This is a genomic window from Pseudonocardia terrae (assembly GCF_021343995.1).
In the GTDB taxonomy this organism is placed as follows: domain Bacteria; phylum Actinomycetota; class Actinomycetes; order Mycobacteriales; family Pseudonocardiaceae; genus Pseudonocardia; species Pseudonocardia terrae.
Genome location: NZ_JAJTTE010000025.1, coordinates 47,407 through 68,299 on the forward strand (window position 1 = coordinate 47,407; position 20,893 = coordinate 68,299).

Genomic DNA, 20,893 nt, shown 5'->3' on the forward strand with positions numbered 1-20,893 from the left:
CGCCGTCGGGCGGGCCGCGCGGCGTGAACCATCCCACCGGCCCGTTCCTGACCCGGCGCGAGGAGCTCGCCGCGCGGCGGGCGGAGCTGCGCGAGATCGCCCGCAAGCGCCGGCGGCGCGGCCTGTTCGTGCTGCTCACGGCGCTCGTCCTGCTCGGGGTGGTGTTCGGCGGGGGCGCGTACCTCGTCGGCTCGAAGTTCTTCACGGACGACTTCGACGGCGAGGGCCAGGGCGACGCCGTGGTCCGGGTCCTCGACGGGGACTCCACCCGGCAGATCGGCTCGATGCTGGCCCGCCGCGGCGTCGTCGCGAGTCCGGAGGCGTTCACCGAGGCCGCGGCCGAGGAGAAGAAGGTCCTCGCGATCCAGCCCGGCTACTACCAGATGCGGCTGCAGATGTCGGGCGAGGCGGCGGTGGCCGCGATGATCGACCCGTCCTCACGGGTGGGGCGGCTGGAGATCCGCGGGGGCACCCAGCTCGACGACACCCGCTCGCCCGACGGAACGGTCGCGCCCGGCGTCGTCAGCCAGATCTCGCAGGCCAGCTGCGCCCGGATCGACGGCGAGCGGCGCTGTGTGAGCCCGGAGGACCTGCGGCAGGTCATGGCCACCGCCGACCCGGCGTCGCTCGGGGTACCGCAGTGGGCGGTCGAGGACGTCGCGCGGGCCGAGCCGAACCGGCGGTTCGAGGGCCTGATCGTGCCGGGGATCTACGACGTCGCCCCGGGCACGTCGGCCACGGACGTCTGGAAGTCCCTGTTCGCGGTCTCGGCCGCGCAGCTCGAGTCCAGCGGCCTCACCGCCGACGCGAGCCACGACGGGCTCGCCACCTACCAGCTCCTGGTGCTCGCCTCGCTCACCGAGAAGGAGGCGATCACCCCCGACATGAGCAAGGTCGCGCGGGTGATCACCAACCGGCTCGACATCAACCAGCGGCTCGAGCTGGACTCCACGGTCAACTATCCGCTGGACCTGCAGGCCCTGCGGACCACGGCCGAGGCGCGGGGCACCGCGGGGGCGTACAACTCCTACCAGAACACGGGCCTGCCGCCCACGCCGATCGCGGCGCCGGGCAAAGACGCGATCGCGGCCGCGCTCCACCCGCAGGCGGGGCCGTGGACCTTCTTCGTGCGGTGCCAGAAGGACGGCACCTCCTGCTTCGCGACGTCGCTGGCCGAGCACCAGAGCAACGTCGCCGAGGCGATCCGCAACGGGGCCTTCTAATCTAGACCGGGCCTTCTAGCTGACCGGGCCTTGTGGCTACCTTCCCGAGTAGCTACTGCCCGAAGAATCCCGGCGGCGGCACGGGCGAAGGCGTGGTGGACCGGTCGTGTCGCACGGCGGCGCCCCGCGCCAGCGTCGCAGCCGCCGGGCCGGCCAGCACGCGCGCCCGGAAGGGGTCGCCTGCGGCGCGCCGGGTGAGGTCGGCGACCGGGAGCGGCCGGTCCGACGCGACCAGAACCAGGTTGCCGAAGCGGCGGCCGGACAACAGGTCCGGCGCCGCGACCACGGCGAGCTCCGGGAAGTGTGCCCCCACCGTGGCGATCTGGCCACGGGCGAAGTCCAGCGGGCCCCCGTCGGCCACGTTCGCGACGTAGACCCCGCCGGGCGCGAGGACCCGGCGCACGTCGGCGACGAACTCGGTCGAGGTCAGGTGGGCGGGCGTGCGGGCACCGGCGAACACGTCGAGCACCAGCAGGTCGGCGGAGGAGGCGGGCAGGGTCGCGAGGCGGGCGCGGGCGTCGCCGCTGGTCACGTCGATGCCGGTGCCGTCGGCGGGCAGGCGGGCCGCGACCAGGTCGATGAGGGCCGCGTCGAGTTCCACCACGAGCTGCGGCGAGGCGGGGCGGGTCGCGGCGACGTACCGGGGGAGCGTCCAGGCCCCGCCGCCGAGGTGGACGGCGCGCAGCGGCTCCGTGGGCGGCGCGATCGTGTCGACCACGTGGCCCATCCGCCGGACGTACTCGAACTCCAGGTGTTCGGGGTCGGCGAGGTCGACGTGCGACTGCGCGGTGCCGTTGACCAGGAGTGTCCAGGCCAACGGGCGCTCGGGATCGCCGACCAGCTCGGCCCGGCCGTGGTCGATGTCCGCCCGGACGACGGCGGGTGCGAGCGGCGGGTCGGGGCGGGAGGGCACCCCTCGATCCTTCCCGGCCCGGCCCGGTGCTGCACCGTCCGGTCGGGTGCGAGGCGGGTGACGCGCACTACCGGACCCGCCCGACGGCATCGGCGCGTTCGCGGCCCGGCCACAGGGGTTCATCCACCGAAGAGCAGGCCTGTGCACAACTCGCCCGCCGTTCCGCCGCTGGTCGGTGGACCGGGCGAGCATCGGCGGCATGACGACCGGGATGACGGTGGCGGGGCCGGCGGCGGTGGTGCGGGCGGCGGTGGCCGCCGGGGTGGTGCCGGGCGGGATCTCGCCGGGCGGCTACCTGCCGAGTGGCGCCGGGGTGGGGTGGGCCGTCCTGGGCTTCGGCCTCGGGATGCTGGCCGGTGCCGCCGGCCGGGTGCTGCTGGGCCGGCTCCGGCGGGGGACGCATGTGGCGGTGCCCTGGCTCGAGGTCGCGGTCGGGGTGCCGTGGGCGGTCGTCGTCGGCACGGCGGGGAGCGGTGCGCTGGCGTGGTCGTGGGCGCCCTTGCTGCTCGCGGCCGGCTGGCTGGCGGTGGTGGCGGGTGTGGTGGACCTGCGGCACCACCGCCTGCCCGATGCGCTCACCCTGCCCGCGCTGCCGGCCGCGCTCCTCCTCGCCGCGCCGCTGGGGATCGCGGCGGTCGGGCGCGCCGCCGCCGGAGCCGCGCTCCTCGCGGGGATGTACCTGCTGACCCATACAGTGTCGCCCCGGTCGCTCGGGCTCGGCGACGTCAAGCTCGCGGCGCCGGTCGGCGCCCTGCTCACCGCGGCCTCCTGGCCGGCGCTGCTCGTCGGCTGTGCGCTGACCGCGGTGGTGAGCGCGGCCGTGGCGGGGTTCCTGGTCGTCCGGTCGGTCCGCCGCCCGCGGCCCCGGGGTGGGGGCGTGCTGCGCGCCGGCCCGCCGGATCCGGTGGCGCCGGAACGGTCGGACGGGTCGGCGGGAGCGGCGACGTGGCGGAGGGGCGCGCGACCCCTCGCTCCGCCGGCCGGGCCGCCCGCGGAGCTGCCGCTCGGCCCGCCGATGCTCGGCTCGGCGTGGCTGGTGGTGTTCGTGGCGGCGCTCATGGGTGGCGTGAGCGGTGCCGTCGGGACGATGGGCGGGGGGTGAGAGAATCGCGGCGTGCTGCGTTGGATCACCGCCGGGGAGTCGCACGGTCCCGCGCTGGTCGCCGTGCTGGAGGGCATGGTCGCCGGTGTCGAGGTCACGACCAAGGAGCTGCAGGCCGAACTGGGCCGCCGCAAGCTGGGCCACGGGCGCAGCCCGCGGATGGCGTTCGAGGCGGACGAGCTCGAGGTGATCGGCGGCCTCCGGCACGGCGTGACCCAGGGCGGTCCGGTGGCCGTCCGGATCGGCAACACCGAGTGGCCCAAGTGGGAGACGGTCATGGCGGCCGATCCCGTCGACCCCGAGCTCATCGCGAACCGGGCCCGCAACGCCCCGCTCACCCGGCCGCGGCCGGGCCACGCCGACCTCGCCGGCATGACGAAGTTCGGCTTCGACGAGGCCCGCCCGGTCCTGGAGCGCGCCAGCGCCCGCGAGACCGCTGCGAAGGTCGTGCTCGGCACGGTCGCCAAGGCGTTCCTCAAGCAGGCGTTCGGGGTCGACATCGTGTCGCACGTCGTCGCGATCGGTGCCGTCGACGCCCCCGAGGACGACCCGGTCCCCGGGCCCGGCGACCTCGACCGCGTCGACGCCAGCCCGGTCCGCGCCTTCTCCGAGGCCACGGCCGAGCGGATGATGGCCGAGATCGACGCTGCGCACGAGGACGGCGACACCCTGGGCGGGGTCATCGAGGTGATCGCCTACGGCATGCCGGTCGGGGTCGGCTCGTACGTCCAGTCCGACCGCCGGCTCGACGCCAAGCTGGCCGCGGCGCTCATGGGCATCCAGGCGATGAAGGGGGTGGAAATCGGCGACGGCTTCCGCACGGCACACCGCCGGGGCTCCGCCGCGCACGACGAGATGATCCCGGGCGACCCGGTGAAGCGGCTGTCCAACCGTGCGGGCGGCATCGAGGGCGGCATGACCAACGGCGAGCCCGTCCGCGTGCGGGTCGCCATGAAGCCGATCTCGACGGTGCCCCGGGCGCTGCGCACCATCGACACCGCGACCGGTGAGGAGGCGACCGCCATCCACCAGCGGTCCGACGCCTGCGCGGTCCCGCGGGCCGGCGTGGTCGCCGAGTCGATGGTGGCGCTGGTGCTGGCCGAGGCGGCGCTGGAGAAGTTCGGCGGCGACTCGCTCGCTGAGACGCGGCGCAACGTGGCGGCCTACCGGGAGGACGTGGCGCGCCGCTTCGCGCACTGAGGCGGCCCCGTCGCGATCGCCCTCGCGGTGGCCCTCGCGATCGCTGTCGCGGTACCGGGCGCATCCGCCCGCGAGAGGCTGCGGCCGTCGGTGAACGCCGGGCGAACGGCGGATACGATCGCGCCCGTGAGCGACGCGACGAGGCCGGTGCTGGTGCTGGTGGGTCCCCCCGGATCGGGCAAGAGCACCGTCGGGCGGGTCCTCGGGCGCCGGCTGTCGGTGCCGTTCACGGACGTCGACACCGAGATCGAGGCGCGGGTCGGCACCACCATCGCGGAGATGTTCACCTCGCAGGGCGAGGAGGCGTTCCGCGCGGTGGAGCGCGAGGTCGTGGCCGAGCTGCTCGGTACGGACTGCGGTGTCCTCGCGCTCGGCGGGGGATCCGTGCTGGCGGAGTCCACGCGCGCGCTCCTGGCCGCGCACCGCGTCGTCTACCTCCAGGTCGGGCTGGCCGACGGCATCCGCCGCACCGGCATGTCCACCGCGCGGCCGCTGCTGGCCGGGGTGAACCCGCGGGCGACCTTCCGCGCCCTGCTCGAGGCCCGGGCGCCGCTGTACGAGTCCGTCGCCACCGTGCAGATCGACACGGTGAAGCGCAGCGCGAACCAGGTCGCCGCCGCCGTTCTCGCGGCGCTCGGCCTCGACGCCGACGCCGCGCCCGCCCCGGAGCCCCGCCCCGGCGATCCGGACGACGAGATCACCCCTTCCGACGACGCCGCGCTCCCGGATCCGGTCTTCGGCCGCCCCGGTTCCTGACCCGCCCTGGTTCCTGACCCGCCCCGGCTGCTGACCCGCGCCGGCTCCTGGGCGACGGAGCGCCACCGCCGACGCCCCGCAGCCGGGCGGGCCACGGCCGTTAGGGTCGTCGCATGACCCAGCCCGGCCCCTCCGAGACGAGCCCGACCGCGATCGCGCCCGCCCCGGGCGTCGCGAACCCCACCACGATCCGCGTCGCCGCGGAGCGGCCCTACGACGTGATCGTCGGCCGCGGGGTGCGGGCGGGGCTCCCCGGCGTCGTGGCGGAGCTGCGGTCGCGGACCGCGCTGCTGGTGCACCAACCGGCGCTGGCCGAGGCGGCGGAGTCGGTGCGCCAGGAGCTGGAGGCCGCCGGGATCGACGCCCACCGCGTCGAGGTGCCCGACGCCGAGGAGGGCAAGTCCCTCGCGGTCGCCGGCTTCTGCTGGGAGGTCTGCGGGCAGATCGGGCTGACCCGGCAGGACGTCGTGATCGGGTTCGGCGGGGGAGCGGCGACCGACCTGGCCGGCTTCGTCGCCGCGACCTGGATGCGCGGTGTGAAGGTCGTCCACGTGCCCACCACCTTGCTCGCGATGGTCGACGCGGCCGTCGGCGGGAAGACCGGCATCAACACCGCCGCCGGGAAGAACCTGGTCGGGGCGTTCTACGAGCCGTCCGCGGTGCTCGTGGACCTGGCGACCCTGGAGACCCTGCCCGAGCCGGAGCTCGTCGCGGGCATGGCCGAGGTGATCAAGGCCGGCTTCATCGCGGACCCGGTGATCCTCGACCTCGTCGAGCGGGACGCGAAGGCGGCGCTCGACCCGGCCGGCGAGATCCTGCCCGAGCTGGTGCGGCGGTCGATCCAGGTGAAGGCGGACGTCGTGGGCGCCGACCTGCGGGAGTCCCACCTGCGCGAGATCCTCAACTACGGCCACACTCTGGGCCACGCCATCGAGCGCCGCGAGGACTACACCTGGCGGCACGGCGCGGCGGTGAGCGTCGGGCTCGTGTTCGCCGCGGAGCTCGCGAAGGCCGCCGGTCGCCTCGACGACGCCACCGTCGCCCGCCACCGCGCGATCCTGACCTCGATCGGCCTGCCGACGACGTACGAGAAGGGCGTGCTCCCCGAGCTGGTCGAGACCATGAAGGGCGACAAGAAGTCCCGTGCCGGGATGCTGCGCTTCGTGGTGCTCGACGGCCTCGCGAAGCCCGGCCGGCTCGAGGGCCCCGCCCCGGAGCTGCTCGAGCAGGCCTATGCCACGGTGAGCGCATGAGCGACACGACCCGCGTCCTGGTCCTCAACGGCCCGAACCTCAACCGGCTCGGCCTGCGCGAGCCGGGCATCTACGGCCACACGACCTATGCCGACCTGGTCGGGCTGTGCGAGAAGACCGGCACCGAGCTGGGCCTGGAGGTCGAGGTCCGGCAGACCAACACCGAGGGCGAGCTGATCGGCTGGCTGCACGAGGCCGCCGACGACGGCATCCCGGTCGTCCTCAACCCCGCCGCGTGGACGCACACCAGCGTGGCCGTGCGCGACGCGTGCGCGATGCTCGCCGACGGCCTCGTCGAGGTGCACATCAGCAACGTGCACCAGCGCGAGGAGTTCCGGCACCACAGCTACGTCAGCCCGGTCGCCACCGGCACCATCGTGGGCCTCGGCGTGCAGGGCTACGTGCTGGCGCTGCGGTACCTGGCGAGCCGGTAGCGCGGCGAGGCAGCCCGGCTCAGGCAGCCCGGCTCAGCCGAAGGCCAGCACGAACTCCTCCGCCGACCGCGGCCGGAACACGACGTTGGAGCGGCGGACGTCGAGCAGCGGGGAGTGCGGCTCCTCCGAGTACCGGTGTCCAGGGTAGACGACAGGGTTGCCGGCGAGGGACCCGAGCCGCTGCAGGCTCCGGTACATCGCCTCGACGTCGCCGCCCGGGAAGTCCGTGCGGCCGCAGCCCTGCAGGAACAGGGTGTCGCCCGCGACCAGCCGCCCGTCGACCAGGAAGCACTGGCTGCCGGGCGTGTGACCGGGGGTGTGCAGCAGCCGCACGGGGATGTCGCCGACCTGAACCACGTCGTCGTTCTCGTGCAGCGTCAGGTCGGTGGCGCAGAGCCCGGTGACCTTGGTGACCCACTCGGCCTCGGTCTTCTGCACGTGCACCCTTACCGGGGTGCGCGCGAGCAGCCCGGTGAGGCCCTCGAGGTCGAAGCCCATCATCGTGCCGCCGACGTGGTCGGGATGGTGGTGCGTGGCGAGCACCCCGGTCAGCCGCATGCCGTCGGCCTCGAGCAGGTCGAGCAGGTCGTCGGGGGCGTAGGCGGGGTCGACGACGACGGCCTCGCGGGACTCCTCGTCCCCGATCAGGTAGGCGAAGTTGACCATCTGGGTGGCGACCCGGTCCCCGACCGCGAAGTCCCGTCCGGACAGCAGCTGCCTGAAGTACAGCCCCGACCCACTCATGCACCCAGCCTAGGCTGAGCGCCATGACCGTTGGCGTCCCGACCAGCACCCGAGCCGAAGCCGTGCGCCGCGAGGCCCTCCGCGAGCGGGTGCGCGCCGCGGGGCTCGACGGGCTGCTGGTCACCGACCTCGTGAACGTCCGGTACCTGACCGGGTTCACCGGCTCCAACGGCGCCCTGCTGCTCGCCGCGACGGACGACGCGGGCAGCCGCTTCGGCACGGACGGCCGGTACACGACCCAGGCCGCCACCGAGGTGCCGGACGTGCCGCCGGTGATCGAGCGGGCGACGGCACTGGCCCTCGCCGCGCGGGCGTCGGTGCTCGGGATCCGCCGACTCGGCTTCGAGTCCGACGCCGTGACCGTCGACGCCCACACCGCCCTGACCGCGGCGGCCGAGGGCACGACGCTGGAGCGGGCGCCCGGGCTGGTCGCGCAGCTGCGGGCGATCAAGGACGACACCGAGATCGAGGCGATCCGGCGAGCCTGCGCCCTCGCCGACACGGCGCTGACCGACCTGCTCGCGGCGGGGGGCGTCCGGGCGGCCCGGACCGAACGGGAGATCGCCCTGGACCTGGAGTTCCGGATGCGCGGGCTCGGGGCGGACGGGCCGTCGTTCGACTCGATCGTCGCCGCGGGCCCGAACTCCGCCATCCCGCACCACAGCCCGACCGACGCCGCGCTGCGCCCCGGCGATCTCCTCAAGCTCGACTTCGGCGCGCTGGTCGGCGGCTACCACTCGGACATGACCCGCACGCTGGTGCTGGGCCGGGCGGCGAACTGGCAGCGCGAGCTGTACGACCTGGTCCGCGGGGCGCAGGCCGCCGGGTGCGCCGCGGTGGGCGCCGGGGTGCCCGCCGCGGAGGTCGACGCCGCCTCCCGCGAGCCGATCACCGCCGCGGGGCGGGGCCCGGAGTTCCTGCACGGCCTGGGTCACGGCGTCGGGCTGCAGATCCACGAGGCCCCGGCGCTGTCGGCGGCGTCGAAGGACATGCTGGAGGCGGGCATGGCCGTGACCGTCGAGCCCGGCGTCTACCTGGCCGGCCGGGGCGGCGTGCGGATCGAGGACACGCTGGTCGTGTCCGGGGCCGGGCCGGCCGAGGCCCTGACCGGGTTCACCAAGGAGCTCGTCGAGGTGGCCTGACCCGGGGTGACGTTCGTGCGCGGGCGTGCACCGGTATCCTCGACGGCGGTTCGGCGGGGCCGGCCCGGGCGGGAGTCCGGACGCCGCCGCCGAGAGCAGCATCCGCCGCGTGCGGTCGTACCGGTTCGTCACCCGTCGTCACGGTCGGCACACGCGCGCCCCTCCGTACGACCCTGCACGACCGCGACGAACCAGGAGAGACCCGCACGTGGCCACCACGAACGACCTGAAGAACGGCTTGGTGCTCAACCTGGAGGGCCAGCTGTGGTCGGTCCAGGCGTTCCAGCACGTCAAGCCCGGCAAGGGCGGCGCCTTCGTGCGCACCACGCTGAAGAACGTGATGACCGGCAAGGTCGTCGACAAGACCTTCAACGCCGGCACCAAGGTCGACACCGCGACGGTCGACCGCCGCGACATGACCTACCTGTACCGCGACGGCGCGGACTTCGTCTTCATGGACGGGGACACCTACGACCAGCTCCCCATCCCGGAGAACGTGGTTGGCGACGCCGCGAACTACCTGCTGGAGAACCAGGTCGCGCAGGTCAGCTTCCACGAGGACAGCCCGCTGTTCATCGAGCTGCCCACGTCGGTCGAGCTGGTCATCAGCCACACCGATCCGGGCCTGCAGGGCGACCGCTCCACCGGCGGCACCAAGCCCGCCACGCTGGAGACGGGCGCGGAGATCCAGGTCCCGCTGTTCCTCGAGACCGGCACCAAGGTGAAGGTCGACACCCGCGACGGCCGGTACCTCGGCCGCGTCAGCAGCTGACGTGCGGGCCAGGACCAAGGCCCGCAAGCGCGCCCTCGACATCCTCTTCGAGTCCGAGGCGCGCGGCGCCGACCCGCTCGGAGTGCTGACCCAGCGCCGCGAGACGGACGACGCGCCGCCCGTCTCGGACTACGCCGCGCTGCTGGTGCGCGGCGTGGTGGAGAACCGCGAGCGCATCGACCAGCTCCTCGCCGAGCACGCCGAGGGCTGGACGGTCGCGCGGATGCCCGCCGTCGACCGCACGTTGTTGCGGATCGGCGTCTACGAGCTGCTCTGGGTGGACGAGATCGACGACCCGGTGGCGATCACCGAGGCGGTCGAGCTCGCCCGCACCCTGTCGACGGACGACTCGCCGCGCTTCCTCAACGGCGTCCTCGGCCGGATCGCGGACATCGCCGAGCACCTCCGCGCGACGCTCTGACGCGCATTATGGAGTCATAATGCGGTTTTGGGCGCGCCCAGATCGCAGTACGGAACCATAATGCGATTGGGGATGGGTCCTGATCGCAGTATGGAACCCAGGATGGGGTCTTGCGCGTCCCCGAGCCGCATCATGGTTCCAGAGCGCGCCCAGGCGTGGTCAGCCGAAGCGGCGCGAGGCCCGGGCGAACAGGGCCGGAGCGGCCCCGTGCACTTTCGCGCCCAGGGCCAGCCACCGTGGGACGACGATCTCCACGGACCCGCGCCGGATCCCGTGGGCGATCTCCTCGGCCACCCGGTCGGCGCGGATCGGCCGCGGGAACCGCCGGTCGTACTCCCGGCCGCGGCGGCCGAAGTAGGGCGTGTCCACGGCGCCGGGCAGCACCGTCGTCACGCCGACCTCGGGCGCCTCGATCCGCACCGCGTCGGCGAAGCCACGCAGACCCGCCTTCGTGGCGGAGTACACGGCCTCGCCGGCTACCCCGAGGGCCGCGATCGAGGCCACGAACACGAGGTGCCCGCGTTCGGCACGCAGGCCGGGCAGCAGGGCACGGGTGAGCTGGACCGGCGCCCGCAGGTTCAGGTCGATCAGCTCGTCGACCCGGGCAGGGGAGAGCTCCTCCAGCGGCCCGGCGGCACCGACCCCCGCACAATGGACGACGAGTGCGGGCCGGGCGGGCAGCGCGTCGAGCAGGGTGTCGACACCCGCGGCGAGGTCGGCGACCACCGCCTTCGCCCCGGTTCGCTCGGCGACCTGCTGCAGCCGCTCCGGGTCCCGCCCGGTGAGCACGAGCCGCGCGCCGTCGCCCGCGAGGCGCTGCGCCACCGCGGTGCCGATCCCCGACGACGCCCCGGTCACCAGCGCGACCCGGCCCGAGACCCTCATCACGCACTCCGCACCATGGATCCACAACGTCCACAGAACGGCCCAGAAACCGCATTATGGTTCCATAATGCGAAAAGGACGCGGGAATTTCGAGAGTATGGTTCCATGATGCGGCTCATCCGGGGGCCACGTCCGGCCGGTGGGGACCCGAGGCCGCGTGCTGGGCGTCGAGCTCGTGGAGCAGACGGCTGCCGCGCAGGGTGATGAAGGCGATCCCGGCGATCACCACGACGGCGGCGAAGCACTGCCCGCCGAGCAGCGCCGGCGAGGAGTCGAGCCGCTCGCCCAGCCACGACACGCCGATCAGCACCGCGACCACCGGATCCACGCTGGTGATCACGGCGACGGCCGGCGACACCATCCGCCCCTGCTGGAAGGTGTTCTGGCTGAGCAGGAAGCCGATCGGCCCGATCACGCACACCGCGTAGAGCGTGGCGTGCTGGAACGGCTCGAGCAGCCCGATCCGCAGCTGCCCCGTGACGACCTTCATCAGTCCGGCCGTGACGCCGTACATGATCCCGGTCGCCAGGGCGAGGGCCAGCACGCGCGTGGGGTGCCTCACCAGCGAGGAGTACACGATCGAACCGACCACGGCGGCGGCGAGCGCGATCGCGAGCGGCAGCCCGCCCCAGACGTCGACGTGCTCCTGCTCCGACGGCACCGGGCGCGCGAGCAGCAGGAACGCGGCGATCCCGGCGGCGCAGAGCAGCGCGCCGAGCAGGATCAGCGGGTCCGGACGGCGGCGCGACATCAGCGAGGAGAACGCCGCCGCGAACACCACCCCGGTGACCAGCAGCGGCTGCACGACGGCGATCGCGCCGTACGCGAGGGCGATGAGCTGCAGCAACAGCGCCACGACGGTGGCGACCAGGCCGAGCAGCCACATCGGCCGCCGGGCCAGCGTGGTGATCAGCCGGGGGCTCAGCGTCGGCGCGGTCTCCACCTCGTGTGTGGCGCGCTGCTGGGCGGCGGTGGCGAGCCCGAACCCGGCCGCCCCGAGCACGGCGGCAGGGACCGCGATCAGCATGTCGCCGTCCATCCTCACCACCCCCCGTCGCACACGTGCCCGACCTCCCGCCCAACGCCGCCGGTCGCTCCGCAAGCTTCGCTCGGTGCCGATACTCCGCAAGCTTCGCTCAGCGTCCGGGTAGCTGCATACTCTCCAACGACCGCCTCAGGCCAGCGGGTATTCCCTCGATCACGGGAAGTACGGCGGGGTCGGCGGTGATTCCCACGCACGTGTACCGGCCCCAGTGCAGCGCCCCGACGGCCAGCCCGACGCCGTCGGCGAGCGGCAGCACCGGCTGCACGGTCCTGATCAGCCCGCCGCGGATGTGCAGGGGGCGGCGCGCGCCCGGCATCACCGAGGCCAGCAGGTGGAAGAACCGACGGCCGTAGACCAGCTTCACCAGGGGCGCCTGCACCCGGCCGGGAAGCAGGCCCAGCGCGGCCAGCACCGCCGCGGCGCCCTCCGGCTGCCCCGCCGACGAGCCCGCGGCCAGCGCCCGGTCCACCCGGGCGATCCGCTCGGCCGTGGTCATCGGCCCGGTCGGCAGGTCCACCGACACCGCCGCCGTCCGGTTCCCGCCGGACCGGCTGCCCACGCCCGCGCGTGTGCGCGTCGTCATGGGCACCATCGTGCGGATCCGCGGCGGCGCGTCGAACTCCTCGTGCAGCGTCTGGGCCAGCGCGGCCAGGACCAGGACCGTGGTGCCGACGCCGTGGGCCCGGGCGGCCCGGCGGACCTCGCCGCCGTCGAGGTCGACCGCCAGCCGCCGGGGCGCGGACCCGGAGCGCCCGACCAGCGGGGACCGCCCCGCGGGACCGGCCGTGGCCAGGCTCGCGATCCCGCGGACGACCGTGAGGGCCTGCCGGAGCCGGCCCCCGCTCCCCTCGCCGCCGGCGGAGGCCATCCGCGCGGCCGGTGTCCCGGCGTTCTCGTCGGTGAGCAGCCGGATCAGCCCGTCGGTCACCGCGAGGCCGTCGCCGAGGGCGTGGTGCACGCGCGCCAGCACCGCGGCATCGCCGGTGTCCGCACCGGCGGCCTGGAGCTCCCAGCCCAGGCCGGGGTCGAGGGCGTCGGCGAAGAACGCGGTGACCGCGTCGTCCCAGGTCGCGTGGTCCCCGTCCGGACCGATCCCCCAGACCGTCCGCCGGACGTGGGCCAACGGGTCCGGAACCGGCTCCGAGCGCCAGTGCAGCGGCCGCCCGGGCCGCGGCGGGGCCAGCCGCCGGGTGAGCAGGTCGAGGTGCGGTGCGCGCTCCCGGACCAGCGCGTCGAGATGTGCCACCCAGCCCTCGGCGGGCGCACCCTCCACCGTGATCCGGGCGCCGACCTGCTGCGGTACCTCCGGCGTCGCGGCGTGCACGAACAGGGCGTCCTGCGGGCGCAGCCGCTGCTCGACGGGCGACGCCCCGAGCCGGGCGAGGGCGGCGACGTCCCGGTCCAGGTCGCGGGCCTCGAGCCGGCGGCGCAGGTCCTTGACGACGACGGCCCGCGCGCCGGGATCGCGCAGCTCGGCGACCGCCTCCGCCACGCCCGACCGGCCGCGGCAGATCCGGGCGAGCCCCGCGGCGGCCAGCACCTCGGCGTTGGCCCGGCCGTGGCCGGGGATGGGGTCGGCGAGCAGCAGCGGGCGGGCGCAGGCGAGTGCCTCCAGCGCGGTGGCACCCCCGCCGTTGGTGATCACCAGGTCGGACTCCCGGGTGGCGGTGGCGGGGTCGTCGATCCAGTCGACGACGGTCAGCCGCCCGCCCTCCGGATGAAGCCGGGCCATCCGCTCCAGCCGCCGGCGGAGCGCGGGGAGCCGGCCTGTGGTGACGACCACCTCGGCGCCGGCGTCGAGCGCGCCCGCGCAGATCCCGGCGACGTCGCCGAAGGCCAGCGAGCCGCACGAGACGAGGACCCGCGGCCGCTCCCGCGGCGCCTCCTCGGGCGGGCCGAACGCGGACACCACCGGCAGGGCGGCCACCCGGACCGGGGCGCCCGGGGCGGCCCGGCGCAGCAGCGCGGCCCCTTCCTCGGTGCTCACCAGGTGCAGGTCCAGCACCGGCGAGGCCCACAACGGGTGCGGGGCGGGGTCGTTGACCAGGGCGACGGCGGGGGCCGCCAGCCGGCCGCGGCGCCGCAGCCAGGCGAGGCCCGTGATGCCCTCCGGGAAGGTGGCCACGACCAGGTCCGGCCGGTGCTCGTGGAGTGTGGTCTCGAGGCCGCGACCGCTCCACCGTCCGATCACGGCACGGGTGCCGGCGCGGAAGACGGGTACGTGCCAGAGCAGACGGAAGTAGAGCTCGTACAACCAGGGCAGGTAGCGGATGCAGCCGGCGTACACGGCGCGGAACAGCGGTCCGGCGCGCCGGCCCATGCCGTCGAGGGTCTCGGTCCAGGTCACCTCGACGCCCGGCCACGACCGTCGGGCGCGTTCCTCGACGGCACGGGCCGCCGCGTGGTGGCCTGCGCCCATACTGCCGGTGACCAGCAGCAACCGTTGCGGATCGGTCATCAGTGTCCTTGCGTGCGGGGAGTGATCGAGCGGGGGGAGACGGGGGTATCGTGTCCTGTATGGACGGTGGAGCGCCGCGCCGGGTCCTGGTGTTGTCGGCCCCGGTGGGGGAGGGCCACGTCGCCGCGGCCCGTGCCCTGGCCGCGCGGATGCGGGAGCTGTGGCCCGCCGCCGAGGTGCACGAGGTGGAGAGCGCGAGCGGCGGGCGGCGCGGCGGCGTGCGCGACGCGGTGCTGCGCCGCTCCTACGCCGCCACCATGCGCTGGGCTCCCGGCCTGTACGGCCTGGGCTACGACCTGCTCGTGCACCATCCGCGGTTCGCCGCGCTCTGCAAGCGCGTCGCGGCGGCGCGGCTGGGCCGGGCGCTCGCCCCGCTGCTGCGCGAGGAGCATCCGGACCTGGTGGTCTCCACCTACCCCATGATCAGCGGCGGGCTCGCCTGGCTGCGCCGGCACGGGCAGCTGCCCGCCCGCAGCGTCGCGGTGGTCACGGACGTCGCCGTGCACCCGTTCTGGGTGTGGGCGGACGTCGACGAGACCTGGACGCTGCTCCCGGCCAGCCGCGCGCAGGCCACGGACCTGGTGCCGGAGGCCGAGGTGCGGGTGGCGCCCGCGGCCGTCGACCGTCGCTTCCACCCCGGGGACCGGGCCGCCACCCGGGCGGCGCTGGGGCTGCCGGAGGGCGCGTTCGTGGTGCTGGTGACCGGCGGCTCGCTGGCGTTCGGCGGCATGGAGGGCGTGGTCGACGCCGTGCTGGCGGGCGGCGCGGGGGAGGGCCCGCCGATCGAGGCCGTGGTGCTGTGCGGGCGCAACGGCCGGTTGCGGACCCGGCTGGGCGCGCGAGGGACGCCGGGGCTGACCGCTCTCGGCTGGACGGACCGGGTGCCCGAGCTGATCACCGCGGCGGACCTGGTGCTCACCACCGCCGGCGGAATGATCGCCAGCGAGTCGTTGTCCGTCGGCACGCCCGTGCTGTTCGCGAACCCGGTGCCCGGGCACGGCCGCGCCGGGGCGCGGATGACGGAGGAGGCGGGGCTGGCGCTCGTCTGCCCGCGGCCCGCCGACGTCACCGAGGCGGTCCGCCGGCTGCGCGCCGAGCCCGCGGGCCGCGAGGAGCTGAGCCGCAGGGCGCGGGAGTTCTCCCGCCGCACCCTCGACACGGAGCTCGAGGACCTGGCCCGCCGCCTCTGACCCGCTCTGGGGCGGGGGGAGCCTCAGCCCACGCGCAGCTTCGGCTGCGGCACGCCGATCCGCAGCCCGATGCCCTCGCCGGCCAGGGAGCGGTGGAACCACCAGAGCGAGAGGCCGATGCCCACCGCGACCAGCGAGTACGACCCGGCCGTGGACACCATGAGGAAGTTGCCGACCGTCTGGGTGGCCAGCACCGCGAGCGTGGTCACGCCGTTGACCAGGAAGACCGCCGCCCACAGCAGCGAGACCTTCTTGAAGAAGCTCTTCATCCGCGGGTGCTGGGTGAGCGTGTCGGGGAAGGCGCAGAAGTCGTCCGCGAGCTTGGCCAGCAGCGGCCGCTCCAGCCCGATCGTGACGAGCAGCAGCCCGGCGAACACGAAGTTCTGCACGGTGGGTTGCAGGAAGTAGAGGAAGGCGGACCCGGTCCACAGCCCGACCGCGGTGCGGACGACGAGCAGGACGGTGGTCAGCCACAGCACCGCGGGGATCTTCCGCCGCGTGACGACGCGGCGCCCGATGGCCAGCGCCGACCAGGACAGCGCCCCGATGATCCCCGCGTCGAAGCCCGCGTGCGTGAACAGGATCCAGAAGAGCGCGAGGGGGATGAGCGTGGACTCCAGGAGCGGTCGGCCGGCGTGGCGCAACAGGGATCCGATCGGGGGCAGATGGATCAGAGTGGTCATCCGGTGCTCCGGCATGCAGGTCCTTGTCGGCTCGGGAAACCAGTACGCCCGCGTCGTCGTCGATCGCGTGACCCGGAGTGTAGCGGTCCGGGTCACGGGGAGATAACGGGCCGGTTGCCCGTTGTGACCTCCCCGTGAGCCCGCGTCCCGGCACTGCGCTGACCTGCTCCGGAGGTGCGGTCAGGCGCCCGCGGCGGTGCGGATGGTGTCCCGCAGCGACCCGAGCGTCGCGAACACCGCCGACGGCTCGTACCCGCAGTGCGCCATGCAGTTGGCGCAGCGCTCGTCGCGGCCGCGGCCGTAGGCCTCCCAGTCGGTGTCGTCGATGAGCTCCCGGTAGGTCTTCACGTACCCGTCGTCGAGCAGGTAGCAGGGCTTCTGCCAGCCCAGCAGCGAGTACGACGGGATGGCCCACGCGGTGCACTCGAGGTCCCGGCGCCCCTCCAGGAAGTCCAGGAAGACCGAGGAGTGGTTGAGCCGCCACTTGCGCCGGCGACCGTTGTCGAAGGCCTTCTTGAACAGCTCGCGCGTCTGCTGGACGCCCAGGAAGTGCTCCTGGTCCGGAGCCTTCTCGTAGGCGTACCCCGGCGAGATCTGCATGTTGTCGATCTTGAGCTCGTCGTTGAGGTAGTCGAGCACGTCGATGACGTCCTGCGGCGTGTCGGTGTCGAAGAACGTGGTGTTCGTGTTGACCCGGAACCCGGCCTCCTGCGCCATCTTGATGGCGGCGACGGCCTGGTCGAACACGCCCTCCTTGGCCACCGACTCGTCGTGCCGCTCGCGCAGCCCGTCGATGTGCACCATCCACGCGAAGTTCTTGTGCGGGGTGAAGCGGTGCAGGTGCTTGGGCAGCAGCACCGCGTTGGTGCACAGGAAGACGATCTTGCCGAGGTCCAGCAGCCGCTGGACGATGACGTCGATCTCCTTGTGCATCAGGGGTTCGCCGCCGGCGATGGAGACCATCGGCGCGCCGCTCTCCAGGACGGCGTTCACGGCCTGCTCGACCGGCATCCGCTGCTTGAGCAGGTGCGCGGGCTGCTGGATCTTGCCGCACCCGTTGCACTTGAGGTTGCAGGCGAACAGCGGTTCGAGCTCGACCAGGATCGGGTACTTCTCGGCGCCCTTGATCTTCTGCTTCAGCAGGTACGTACCGAGTCGAATGGACTGGCGCAGAGGCATCGCCACTGGTCAGCTCACCTCCTTGGGAAGGGTGAAGACGACGTCCTCGGTCCCGGTCGTGGTCGTCGTGACGGCGACCGGACCGAGGCCGGAGAGACAGGACACGACCTCGTCGACGAGTTCGGGGGGCGCCGACGCCCCCGCGCTGACCCCGACCCGCCGGGCCCCGTGGAGCCAGGTCAGGTCGATCCCGCCGACGTCGTCGACGAGGTGGGCCGGGGTGCCCGCGCGGGCGGCCACCTCGGCCAGCCGGCGGGAGTTCGACGAGTTCTCCGAGCCGACGACGAGCACGAGGTCGGTCTCGGCGGCCACCGCGCGGATCGCGCGCTGACGGTTCGTGGTGGCGTAGCAGATGTCGTCGCGGCGGGGTGTCGAGATCGCCGGGAACCGGCCGCGGAGCACCGCGGCGATCCGCTCGGCCTCGTCCACCGCGAGGGTGGTCTGCATCGCGTAGGCGACCCGGCCCGGATCGGGCGCGGTCACCGTGTGGGCCATGGCCTCGTCCTCGACCACGACGATGTCGGCCGGGGCCTCGCCGACCGTGCCCTCGACCTCCTCGTGGTCGGCGTGGCCGATGAGGAAGACTGTCTCGCCGCGCCCGGTGTGCCGCTTGACCTCGGCGTGCACCTTCCCGACCAGCGGACAGGTGGCGTCGATGACCGCGAGGTCGCGGGCCTCGGCCTGGGCCCGGACCGCGGGGGAGACGCCGTGCGCGGCGAGCACGCAGGTCGCGCCGCGGGGCACCTCCTCGACCTCCTGGACGAACACCGCGCCGCGCTCGGTCAACCGCCGCACCACGTGCGCGTTGTGCACGATCTGCCGGCGCACGTACACCGGGGCGCCGTAGCGGTCGAGGGCCCGGTCGACGATGTCGATCGCCCGCTCGACCCCGGCGCAGAAGCTCCGCGGCTCGGCGAGCACCACCTCGCGGGCGGCGGGCCCGGTCCACGTCGCGGCGAACCACTCCCGCAGTGCGGGTGCGCCGTGGCGCAGGGCCCGCAGCGCGGTGAAACCGCGCACCGGGGTGCCCGGCCGCACCAGCGGCGCCACGGGGGTGTCGACGATCGCCCGGACGACCGCGAAGGGCCCGCCCGCCGACGCCTCGGCGAGCCACCCGGACTCCATGTCGACGGCGAGGGCGCCCTCGCGGCCGAGCCCGGCACGTCGCGCCCCCTCGACCACGGTCGGCGAGGAGACGATCGGGCCCAGGTGCACCCGGAGGCCGAGCCGGCGCAGCGCCGCGGCGAGCGCGGGTGCGGTCGGCACGGGGACCGGTGCACGGAAGTCGGTGAACCGGATCTCGTCGGCGACCACCAGGTCGCCGGCCCGGACCGCCGCGTCCAGCGCCCCGGCCACGCCGGTGACCAGCACCGGGCGCGGGCCGCCGGAGGCGATCCAGGCGGCCGAGGCCTGCGCACGGGCCGGGCCCATCCCGGTCCGGACGACCGTCGCGTCGCCGACCACGCCGCGCAGGGCGGCGCGTTCCACGCCCAGCGGGGCGCAGACCACCGGCGGTCCCAGGGCCGGTACCGCTCGTGGGGTGCTCATGCCGCCTCCCCGGGGGACTGCACGTCGACGCGGCTCATGCGCCCACCTCCTCGCACCAGCGCCCGAGGGCGGAGACGGGGAACGTCATGCGGTACAGCCGGTAGCGGATGTAGAAGGCGCCCGGGAACCCGGTGCCGGTGTACATCTCCTCCTCCCAACTGCCGTCGGGGAGCTGGGTGTCCGCGAGGAACCCGACGGCGCGCCGTGCCGCCCCCGACCGCGCCGCACCGGCGGCGACCAGCGCGAGCAGGCCCCACGCCGTCTGCGACGCGGTGGACTCGCCGCGGCCGATCCAGGTCGGGTCGGAGTACGAGCGGATGTCCTCGCCCCAGCCGCCGTCGGCGTTCTGGTGGCGCTCCAGCCAGGTGACCGCCCGCCGGATCGCCGGGTCGGACGCCGGGATCCCGGCCGCGACGAGCGCCGGGACGACGCCGCCGCTGCCGTAGACGTGGTTGGCGCCCCAGCGGCCGAACCACGAGCCGTCGGACTCCTGGTGGTCGAGCAGCCAGCGCACGCCGCGCCGGCACGCCTCCCCGTCGGCCAGGCCCTCGTGGGCGAGCATCTCCACCACGTGGGCGGTGACGTCGGCCGACGGCGGGTCGATCACCGCGCCGAAGTCGCAGAACGGCAGCTTGGTGACGAGCTCGCGGGTGTTGTCGGCGTCGAAGGCGCCCCAGCCGCCGTCGGAGGACTGCATCCCGACGTTCCAGACCACGCCGCGGTCGATCGCCGCCCGCAGCCGCTCCGGGTCGGGGTGCGCGACGCGGCGCAGTGCCAGGACGACCTCGGCGGTGTCGTCCGTGTCGGGGTAGCCGTCGTTGTCGAACTCGAAGGCCCAGCCGCCGACGGGCAGGTCCGGGCGGCGGACCGCCCAGTCCCCGCGCACCCCCTGGATCTCCTCGTCGAGCATCCAGGTGGCGGCCCGGACGACCGCCGGGTCGTCGGCCGGGGCGCCGGCGTCGAGCAGGGCGGTGACGGCCAGGCAGGTGTCCCAGACCGGCGACTGGCAGGCCTCGAGCATCCGGATCGTGCCGTCCGGGGTCTCCCTGCGGACGAGGAACCGCTCGAAGCCCTCCAGCCCGGCCCGCACCGCCGGGTGGTCGAGGGGGTAGCCGAGCAGGTGCAGCGCGAGCAGGGAGTACACCCACGGCGGCTGGATCCCGCCCCAGCCGCCGTCGGCCTCCTGGCGGGCCAGGATCCACTCCGCGCCGCGGCGCATGGCCAGCCGGCGCAGCGGCCCGATCGGCCGCCTGGCGTAGGCGTGCAGGCCGACGTCGAGCCGCTGGAAGGTCCCGGCCCAGGTCCACGGCGCGTCGAACGGCTCCGGCGCCGCCCCGGACCGCAGCTCGTCGACCTCGAACGGCAGCGGCCGAGTCGGCCGCAGCGTGGCGACGATCGTGAGCGGCACCACCGTCTGGCGGGCCCAGCAGGACCAGTCGTAGACGTTCAGCGGGAACCACCTCGGCAGGAAGATCAGCTCCGGGGGCATGTTCGGCAGGTCGTCCCAGGACCACAGCCCGAACAGCGCCAGCCAGATCCGGGTGAACACCCGGGAGCGCTCGATGCCGCCCTCGGCCTGGACGAACTTCTCCGCCGCCCGCATGTGCTCCGCGGCGGGGTCGTCGCCGGCCAGCCGCAGCGCGACCCACGCCTCGACGGTGGTGGAGAGGTCGCCGGGGCCGCCCGCGAAGGTGGCCCAGGTGCCGTCGGAGCGCTGCTGGGAGCGGATCCAGCGGGCGGCCTCCTCGGTCTCCCGCGCGGTGCGGATGCCGAGGAACTCCCGCATGAGCAGGTCCTCGGCGTCCATGGTCACGTTGGTCTCGAGGTCGCCCTGCCACCAGCCGCGCTCGTGCTGGATCGACCTGAGGAAGCCGACGGCCTTCTCGAGGGTCCGCCGGGCGTCACCGGCTTCGGTCGTGCCGGTCTCCGGTGCGGTGAGGGTCAC

At 74.4% G+C, this 20,893-nt stretch carries 19 protein-coding genes; 10 read left to right on the forward strand and 9 right to left on the reverse strand.

Going from position 1 to position 20,893, the window contains the following annotated elements; all coding sequences use genetic code 11:
• Positions 1-23 precede the first annotated feature (23 nt).
• A complete protein-coding gene (locus LWC33_RS18120; RefSeq protein WP_233305585.1) occupies positions 24-1,223 on the forward strand; it encodes an endolytic transglycosylase MltG in 1,200 nt (399 codons plus the stop codon).
• Between the two features lie 52 nt (positions 1,224-1,275).
• Here LWC33_RS18120 and LWC33_RS18125 read toward each other — a convergent pair whose 3' ends face one another.
• The gene (locus LWC33_RS18125) at positions 1,276-2,136 is read right to left on the reverse strand and encodes a spermidine synthase (RefSeq protein WP_233305586.1); all 861 of its coding nucleotides are present in this window, start codon (positions 2,134-2,136) and stop codon (positions 1,276-1,278) included.
• Between the two features lie 199 nt (positions 2,137-2,335).
• Between LWC33_RS18125 and LWC33_RS18130 the strand changes: the two genes are divergently transcribed.
• The 5 genes from LWC33_RS18130 to aroQ all read left to right on the forward strand — a co-directional run bounded on the left by LWC33_RS18130 (position 2,336) and on the right by aroQ (position 6,881).
• The gene (locus LWC33_RS18130; RefSeq protein WP_233305587.1) at positions 2,336-3,238 is read left to right on the forward strand and encodes a prepilin peptidase; all 903 of its coding nucleotides are present in this window, start codon (positions 2,336-2,338) and stop codon (positions 3,236-3,238) included.
• Positions 3,239-3,250: 12 nt separating this feature from the next.
• Positions 3,251-4,438, forward strand: coding sequence for a chorismate synthase (gene aroC / locus LWC33_RS18135; protein ID WP_233305588.1), 1,188 nt, complete (start codon positions 3,251-3,253; stop codon positions 4,436-4,438).
• Between the two features lie 126 nt (positions 4,439-4,564).
• Positions 4,565-5,194: a shikimate kinase gene (locus LWC33_RS18140; RefSeq protein ID WP_233305589.1), complete on the forward strand. Its 630-nt coding sequence runs from the start codon at positions 4,565-4,567 to the stop codon at positions 5,192-5,194.
• A gap of 113 nt (positions 5,195-5,307) precedes the next feature.
• Positions 5,308-6,447: a 3-dehydroquinate synthase gene (gene aroB, locus LWC33_RS18145; protein ID WP_233305590.1), complete on the forward strand. Its 1,140-nt coding sequence runs from the start codon at positions 5,308-5,310 to the stop codon at positions 6,445-6,447.
• Positions 6,444-6,881 carry a type II 3-dehydroquinate dehydratase gene (gene aroQ, locus LWC33_RS18150; RefSeq protein ID WP_233305591.1) on the forward strand — a complete coding sequence of 146 codons (438 nt, stop codon included), beginning with the start codon at positions 6,444-6,446 and terminating at the stop codon, positions 6,879-6,881. The genes aroB and aroQ overlap by 4 nt, the downstream gene beginning before the upstream one ends.
• Positions 6,882-6,914: 33 nt before the next feature.
• On the opposite strand, the gene LWC33_RS18155 is transcribed toward aroQ, so the two are convergent.
• Positions 6,915-7,625 carry an MBL fold metallo-hydrolase gene (locus tag LWC33_RS18155; RefSeq protein WP_233305592.1) on the reverse strand — a complete coding sequence of 237 codons (711 nt, stop codon included), beginning with the start codon at positions 7,623-7,625 and terminating at the stop codon, positions 6,915-6,917.
• A gap of 23 nt (positions 7,626-7,648) precedes the next feature.
• Between LWC33_RS18155 and LWC33_RS18160 the strand changes: the two genes are divergently transcribed.
• The 3 genes from LWC33_RS18160 to nusB all read left to right on the forward strand — a co-directional run bounded on the left by LWC33_RS18160 (position 7,649) and on the right by nusB (position 9,960).
• Complete coding sequence (locus LWC33_RS18160) at positions 7,649-8,767, forward strand: M24 family metallopeptidase (protein ID WP_233305593.1); 1,119 nt, start codon at positions 7,649-7,651, stop codon at positions 8,765-8,767.
• 208 nt (positions 8,768-8,975) lie between these two features.
• Positions 8,976-9,539 (forward strand): elongation factor P, encoded by a 564-nt coding sequence (efp, locus tag LWC33_RS18165; RefSeq protein WP_232874434.1) that lies wholly within the window; start codon positions 8,976-8,978, stop codon positions 9,537-9,539.
• 1 nt (position 9,540) lies between these two features.
• Positions 9,541-9,960, forward strand: coding sequence for a transcription antitermination factor NusB (nusB, locus tag LWC33_RS18170; RefSeq protein WP_233305594.1), 420 nt, complete (start codon positions 9,541-9,543; stop codon positions 9,958-9,960).
• A gap of 159 nt (positions 9,961-10,119) precedes the next feature.
• Here the strand turns inward: nusB and LWC33_RS18175 are convergent, their stop codons facing one another.
• The 3 genes from LWC33_RS18175 to LWC33_RS18185 form a co-directional block, all read right to left on the reverse strand.
• Complete coding sequence (locus LWC33_RS18175; RefSeq protein WP_233305595.1) at positions 10,120-10,845, reverse strand: SDR family NAD(P)-dependent oxidoreductase; 726 nt, start codon at positions 10,843-10,845, stop codon at positions 10,120-10,122.
• A 115-nt stretch (positions 10,846-10,960) separates the two neighbouring features.
• On the reverse strand, positions 10,961-11,872 hold the full coding sequence (locus LWC33_RS18180; protein WP_233305596.1) for a DMT family transporter: 912 nt from the start codon (positions 11,870-11,872) through the stop codon (positions 10,961-10,963).
• 109 nt (positions 11,873-11,981) lie between these two features.
• A complete protein-coding gene (locus LWC33_RS18185) occupies positions 11,982-14,348 on the reverse strand; it encodes an MGDG synthase family glycosyltransferase (protein ID WP_233305597.1) in 2,367 nt (788 codons plus the stop codon).
• Between the two features lie 59 nt (positions 14,349-14,407).
• Between LWC33_RS18185 and LWC33_RS18190 the strand changes: the two genes are divergently transcribed.
• On the forward strand, positions 14,408-15,538 hold the full coding sequence (locus tag LWC33_RS18190; protein ID WP_233305598.1) for an MGDG synthase family glycosyltransferase: 1,131 nt from the start codon (positions 14,408-14,410) through the stop codon (positions 15,536-15,538).
• A gap of 23 nt (positions 15,539-15,561) precedes the next feature.
• Here the strand turns inward: LWC33_RS18190 and LWC33_RS18195 are convergent, their stop codons facing one another.
• From LWC33_RS18195 to shc, 4 genes are all read right to left on the reverse strand, one after another.
• Positions 15,562-16,221: a VC0807 family protein gene (locus LWC33_RS18195; RefSeq protein ID WP_233305599.1), complete on the reverse strand. Its 660-nt coding sequence runs from the start codon at positions 16,219-16,221 to the stop codon at positions 15,562-15,564.
• Between the two features lie 180 nt (positions 16,222-16,401).
• Positions 16,402-17,406, reverse strand: coding sequence for an adenosyl-hopene transferase HpnH (gene hpnH / locus LWC33_RS18200; protein WP_233305600.1), 1,005 nt, complete (start codon positions 17,404-17,406; stop codon positions 16,402-16,404).
• 3 nt (positions 17,407-17,409) lie between these two features.
• Positions 17,410-18,948 (reverse strand): 4-hydroxy-3-methylbut-2-enyl diphosphate reductase, encoded by a 1,539-nt coding sequence (gene ispH / locus LWC33_RS18205; protein ID WP_233305601.1) that lies wholly within the window; start codon positions 18,946-18,948, stop codon positions 17,410-17,412.
• A gap of 34 nt (positions 18,949-18,982) precedes the next feature.
• On the reverse strand, positions 18,983-20,893 hold the full coding sequence (gene shc, locus LWC33_RS18210) for a squalene--hopene cyclase (protein WP_372476623.1): 1,911 nt from the start codon (positions 20,891-20,893) through the stop codon (positions 18,983-18,985).